The organism is Chloroflexus sp. (genome assembly GCF_034435895.1).
Taxonomy (GTDB): domain Bacteria; phylum Chloroflexota; class Chloroflexia; order Chloroflexales; family Chloroflexaceae; genus Chloroflexus.
In genome coordinates this window covers 1-6,320 of the sequence record NZ_DAOTWH010000258.1, presented here as the reverse complement: position 1 = coordinate 6,320, position 6,320 = coordinate 1, and the positions used below count along the sequence as shown (strand labels likewise).

At 61.6% G+C, this 6,320-nt stretch carries 6 protein-coding genes; 1 reads left to right on the top strand and 5 read right to left on the bottom strand.

Translation table 11 applies throughout. The annotated features are described in order from the left end of the window. The 5 genes from U9R81_RS14935 to U9R81_RS14915 form a co-directional block, all read right to left on the bottom strand. The coding region (locus U9R81_RS14935) for a glycosyltransferase family 4 protein (protein WP_322496227.1) at positions 1–1,179 on the bottom strand (1,179 nt) is incomplete at its 3' end. 210 nt (positions 1,180–1,389) lie between these two features. Further along, positions 1,390–3,156 carry a dynamin family protein gene (locus U9R81_RS14930; protein WP_322496226.1) on the bottom strand — a complete coding sequence of 589 codons (1,767 nt, stop codon included), beginning with the start codon at positions 3,154–3,156 and terminating at the stop codon, positions 1,390–1,392. Positions 3,157–3,190: 34 nt separating this feature from the next. Next, a complete protein-coding gene (locus U9R81_RS14925; RefSeq protein ID WP_322496225.1) occupies positions 3,191–3,538 on the bottom strand; it encodes a hypothetical protein in 348 nt (115 codons plus the stop codon). A gap of 74 nt (positions 3,539–3,612) precedes the next feature. Further along, the gene (locus U9R81_RS14920) at positions 3,613–3,990 is read right to left on the bottom strand and encodes a response regulator (protein WP_322496224.1); all 378 of its coding nucleotides are present in this window, start codon (positions 3,988–3,990) and stop codon (positions 3,613–3,615) included. A gap of 299 nt (positions 3,991–4,289) precedes the next feature. Beyond that, complete coding sequence (locus U9R81_RS14915) at positions 4,290–5,705, bottom strand: sensor histidine kinase (protein WP_322496223.1); 1,416 nt, start codon at positions 5,703–5,705, stop codon at positions 4,290–4,292. Between the two features lie 123 nt (positions 5,706–5,828). Here U9R81_RS14915 and U9R81_RS14910 point away from each other — a divergent pair. Next, a partial coding sequence (locus U9R81_RS14910; protein WP_322496222.1) for a response regulator occupies positions 5,829–6,320 on the top strand: 492 nt, incomplete at its 3' end.

Sequence of the window (6,320 nt, the reverse complement as noted above, 5' to 3'; positions counted from 1 at the left end):
GGCGAGCCGCCGGCGGGTGGCGGGGGCGTTGAGCAGGCGGACGATCCACTCTGCCATTGCCGGCAGGGTAGGGGCGAGGATGCCGGTTTCGCCGTGCGTGACAATATCAGGCGTGCCGCCGGTCGGCATCGCCACAATCGGCGCTCCTAGCGCCGCCGCTTCGATCAACGCCCGCGCCAGCGGCTCACCCCAGTTCGAGGGGAAGAGCAGCAGATCGCAACGCGCTGTGAGCCTGAGTAGTTCGTCATGCTCAACCCATGCCAGCACCCGTCCGGGCAAGCCGCTGGCCTGTAGCGCTGCCTCAATTGCCGGACGCAATGCGCCATCGCCGGCGATCAGCAGGGTCAGCGGCGGCAACTCGGCCCGGCGGGCGGCCAGCGCCGCAATCAGATCGATCAGCAAGCCAGCGCCTTTGTTCGCTTCCAACTTGCCGGCAAACAGCAATAGCGCGCCATCCCACGTGATCTGCGGCGCGGCGGCGGCGATCGCATCGCTGGCGGCGATGTCAACCATGTTGGGCAGCACGTGGATGCGGGCCGGATCGACAATCCCGGCTAGCCGGCGAGCGATGTAGTGGCTCGGTGCGATCACCGCGTCGGCCTTGCCGAGCAGAGCGGCGCGCGTGGCGACGTGTGATCGCAAATAGGGGATGGCTGGCAAGGCCAGCGTGCCGCGCAGCGGGCCGAGGCGGGCGACCAGATCGGTGGCTAGCGCCGGCCACGAGCCACCCGGATGCGGAATACGGTTGCCGTGTAACCCGGTGGCGAAGTAGTCCCATGGCCAGTGATCGCGCACCGTAACCACCACCGGCGCTTTGAGCGCGGCGCGGGCAAGGATAGCGGCGGCGGCGGCTTGGGTATGCTGAGCATGGATCACATCAACCCCGCCGAACTCGTGGCCGGCGGCGATGATAGCTTGCGCCAGCCGCGGCCAGAACCGTTCGTGGCGAAAGTAGTTTTGCACGAAGGGAAGCGCAGGCGCGTAGTAGGGTACACGCCGGACGGGCAGACCATCAACCTGATCGACCAATGGCCGTCGGCATGGGTGGCGGCAGGGCACGATGACCTGCACCTGATGGCTGCGGGCATGCAAGCCGGTGGCAAGGGCGTGCGTGCTCCACGCCGCGCCGCCGCGCCCGTCGGGCGGGAAGATATCGGATGGGATGAGAATGCGCATCATTATGGTTGCTCACCATCTCTGGGCGGCGGCCTGCCGTACACGCTGGGCATTGCTTCACTGCACGGCGCCACGTACTCCGCACCGGATCAGCGCCACGCGCAATGGTATGGGGGTGGGGCGGGCGAACGGCCCGCGCTCCCCGGTAGTACAGCGCTCGTCGCGGATAGTAAAGTAAAGCGTATCAAGGATACGTGCGCAGCACTGCTCTATCTAACTCGCCAGCTTGCTCAATTTCTCAACCGCGATCGCGAGATCGGAAAACGCGCGTTGCAGATCGATCAACTGCTCTTGCTGAGCGCGCACAAAGCGGATAAACGGCGCGTTGCGCTCGCGAATCTGCAAGATGGTGCGCTCGCTCTCACGCTCGATCTGTTGGCGCAGTTCGGTGCGCAACTGGTTCCGCACCTCGTCGATCTTCTTGCGGATGGTCTCTTTGGCTTGGCGACGTTTGGCCGGCAAGATCGCCAACCCTAGTCCGGCGACGGTCAGCGCCGCCAGAATGCCGGTCATATCGAGCAAGACGGTATGGAAGAGGGCGACGAGGGTAGCGCCCAACCCCAACGCACCCACGCCGGTGATGGCGGTAGCCGCGACCGATGACTGCACTTCGGTAGCCAATTGATGGGCTTCGGCCTGCCGGTTATAGCCGGCCATCGCCGTCTGCGCCGCTTGGCCGATGCTCTCAAGCAGGGCTTGCCGGTTGTAGGCGAAACTGCCGCCGACACTGCCGAGCATCCGTTCGCGATGGGCCAGCGCCCGCTGTTGGATAAACTCATCAACGCTCTGTTGCAAACGCAGATTCTTTTCTATCAACCAGTCAATCAGTTTTTGCACACGCTGGTCGAGGTGTTGGTGCGAATCGCCGATCACCTCTTGCTCGAACGCGGCGCGCAGCCGGTTGCCATCGATAAGTTCGCGGATGCGGCTGAGCCGGATCGTCTCGTCGCAGAAACGATCGCCGCGCTCTTGGATCGTAGTCAGCACGCGATCAATCTCGGTGAGATGATATTCGGCATCTTGTTTCAACTCATCGCCAAACAGGGCTAGTTGGCGGTCGATCTGGTCAATAGCCTGAATATCGTCGCGCAGGGTGGCGAGGCGCGCTTCGGTCGCATCGAGATACTTGGTCGTAATCCGGCGAGCCACGCCAAGCGGCGAGAGCACCTTAAAGCGGAAGCGGGTCTCTTCGTCGAGCGTATCAACCACGAAATGTTCGATGGCTGCCATCCCGCTATCTTGCCATTGTTCGGCAGCAGTTTCGCCGGCTTGTTGGCGGGCTTGGAGGGCGCGGCGGGCCGAGACCATAAACAATTCGGGCGATTGTTCGAGCACCCGGTTGACATGCTCGCGGACAAACTGGGCCACTTGGTCTTGTTCGGCGGGGGTGAGGATGTCGGCTTTGTTGATCACCACGACCACCTTCTTCCCCCACTCTTTGATCAACTCAAGAAACGCGCGTTCGCTCTCGGTAAACGGGCGATCCGCCGAGGTGAGAAAAATGACCAGATCGGCGCGTGGAATATATTCACGGGTCAACCGCTCGTGCCGGCGGATGACGGCATTGGTGCCGGGAGTGTCAACCACGGTCAATTGGCGGAGCATCTCGGCGGGATAATGGTGCAGACGCAGACCGGGTTCGATCAGTTCATCGAACGGTTCATCGCCATACTTGAGTAACGTAATCGCATCGGTGGTAGGGGTAACGCCTTCGGGCAGCACTTGCGCGCCGAGCAGCGCGTTGAGAAAGGTCGATTTACCGGAATTAAACTCGCCGGCGACCACAATCAGAAACAGCTCACGCAAACTGGCGCGGCTGCCGGCAAGCGCGTTGCGGTCAGCGGTCTCAACATCGGAGCCGAACCGGTCGAGCGCCGCCTCGATCTGTTGCAAGAGCGCATCGAGCTCGTTCAGCAGCGCATCTTGCTGTTCGGTCGTCAAGCGGCGGCGGCGAAAGAGACCGAAGGGCAGAGTAATCACGTTGCTCCTCGCAAGGGTATTCAACAGGCGGGCATTAGATGCCGAGGTTGCGGGCCACGACCGCCAGCGCCGCCAGCGCCAAAGCTAGCCCGACCACGCCGTAGAGCAAGCCGGGCGCAAGGTTAGCGCGATTCCAGAGCGCATTGCGGCGCGGCGGGCCGCTCGTTTCGATCCGGCGGCCACGCCAATAGGTCACGCGGGTGGATGGCCGCCCGCCGGGCAATGAGATGCCAAGCGTCTGCGCCGCCTGATAGAGCAGCCAGCCGGCGGGCAACGCTAACGCCAGCGCAGTGAGCGGCCACGGCAGGCTGCGGGTATTGGCAAACACAATGATGATAGCAAACAAGGCGAGCCAGCGCCAATCGAAGCGGAGGGCAGGCATACGCTTCTCCTTTCCCGATATGGCGCATGATAACACATGTAGCGGCGACCCGCGAAGAGCGTTGTGGCTGGGGGTTACACGACCTGATGCAGCGCCTGTGACACTAGCGGCGCCAGCTCGCGCAGCTCGATAGGTTTGGCTGCGTACAGCTCAACACCGAGCGCCTGCATCCGCGCGCGCAGGCCGGGGGTATCGTAGGCAGTGAGCGCGAGGATTGGCAGGTAGGGCCGGTAGGTGCGCACTGCCCGGATCAAGGCGGCAGCCGCGCCATACGGGCTAGGATCGACAATCAGCAGATCAACGTTGCCGTTGGCGCATGCCAGCCATGCTTCGTTGGCATTGGTTGTCGCCTGCACAATTACCTCATTGCCAAGCAATGCCTGCAAGCCACGCTGGGTGACGAGTGCTGCGGTTGGATCATCGTCGTATATCTGAATGTGATAAGCCGCCATGGTACCAGCTTCCAGATTATGGAGTGTCTTGGTGGTAGCAGAAGGCCATGCTCTGACCTTAATGCTACTCGGTTGCCGCGCGATCGGCGAGACCTGAGGCAACAACGTGCAGTAGTGAAGCGATAACAAAGGCGGCTGTCACTTTGTGATATTTTTCCCTAACCCAGATGATCAGAATAAGCCTGTAGGATAGGATCGGTCATCGCTAGTGGGGGAGGCAGCGGGTTGCTAAGCCGGCGTAGACCCGGTGGGTTGGCGTGCAGCAGCATGGCAGCCGCACGCCAACCGCATCTGCCCGGTCAGCTTGCCGTGACCGGCGGTTCCAACGGCAACAAAATGGTAAAGGTCGTGCCCACGCCGGGCTGGCTGTCAACCGTGATGCGACCGCCGTGTTGGGTGACGATATGGGCGCTAATTGCGAGGCCAAGACCAGTGCCGTGCGGTTTGGTGGTGTAGAACGGCTCGAACAGATGGGGAATGTGTTCGGGGGTAATGCCCACGCCGGTATCGGTAATCGAAATGGCGAGCGTGGCAGGCGCGCCGGCGCGGGCAGCGATCAGCTCGCTGCTAACGGTCAATTCGCCGCCGTTCGGCATCGCATCACAAGCGTTCAAGATCACGTTGAGGAAGACTTGGCGCAGTTGATCGGCGTGGGCTACAATCGGGGGCAGGTCGTTGGCCAAGCGGGTGCGCACGGTGACGTGATTATGGCGGAGGTGGGTCGTCACCAATTCGAGCGTCTCGCGCAACAGGGCATTGATATTGGCGCTGGTCAACTCGCCGCGCGAGGGGCGGTAGAAATCGCGCATGCGGGTGATGATGCGGGCAATCCGGCCCAACTCTTGCTGGGCAATGGCGAGAAAGGTGCGTTGCGGCGCATCGGGGGGCAGGTCTTGTTCCACCAGATACAGACTATTCCGCGCGGCATAGAGCGGATTGTTAATCTCGTGGGCGACTGAGGCAGACAATTCGCCGACAGCGGCGAGCTTGGCGCTCTGCAAGAGTTGGGCTTGGGCGGCGTTGAGACGGGCTTCGGCTTCGGCGTGCAGCGATTGGGTATGCACCAGATCGCGCTGCAAGGCGGCGGCCCGTTGGCGCTGTTGCACCTCGTCGATCGCGATCACGGTCAAATCGGCCAAGGCCTGCACGAAGGGCAGATCGCGCGGGTGATACAGATGCGAGAGCTGCTCGCCACAGATAACGAGCGCGCCGAGCCGCTGTTGCTCGATGCGCAATGGCGCTAGCAAGACGCTTTGCGGCCAGAGGCAATCGTCAATCGACGGGGGATGCGCAGTATTCTGTTGGTGAATGACATATTCTAGCTCTGGCCCGCTCAGCAAGAGTGCGCGTGGCGCTTTGGCCGCCATCTCGGCTAAAATCGAGAATGCCGGCGCTGGCGCATGTTCGGGTGCAGAGGCGCGTAAACGTAAGCGACCTTCTTGCTCATTCTCCATCAAGTAGATATGGGCGGTCGCGGTGCCCGGAAAGAGCTCGACGGCCTGCTGGACGACAAGCTTAATGATGGCATCAATGTCGTGGCTAATCAACAGCGCCGCCGAAACTGATAATAAGGCTGCTAGTCGCCGGTCAAGGTCGCGGGCGTAGCGTGCGTGCAACTCCGTTTCTCGTTCCAACGCGGCAATCCGGCTCTGCGCCGCCTGCAAGTCTCGCTCCAATTTGGCAATGTATGCGACCGCATCATCGCGTTCGATCATACCTTTCCGCTCCCCTCTAGGGAATGCTCTTCCGCATACCGTTGACCATGCTACCAGCTCATGCTATGATAAGCCAATAATAATCCCAACTATAGTCGCAATCGGGACGGAGCGCAAATTCTTATGACGAACCAGCCCCGGGTGTTGGTAGTTGATGATGAGCAAAATATCCGCTTAACTCTGAATGCCTTGCTCAGCCGGGCCGGTTATTCAGTGACCACGGCGGCCTCGGGCGAAGAGGCAGTGGCGTTGTTTGAGCGGGAGCCATTTGATCTCATGCTGGTCGATTTGCAGATGCCCGGCATGAAAGGGATGGAAGTCGTGGCCAAAGTGCGCGAAGCCGGTCATGATGCGATTATTATCGTCTTGACCGGGCACGGTTCGCTTGATTCGGCCATCGAAGGCATCCGGTTCGGAATTTTTGATTATCTCTTGAAGACCAGCGATCCCAATCAAATCTTGGCGCGCGTAGCTGCCGGTCTCGAAGAGCGAGCCGCTCGTCGCCGCCAGAGCGATCTGCTTGATACGATCGGCGCGGCGGTGCAAGAGCTGACCGGCGGTAAGGTGGCGGTTACAGCGCCGCCAGTGGCGCCGGCGCAGCCGGCAGCAACCCCG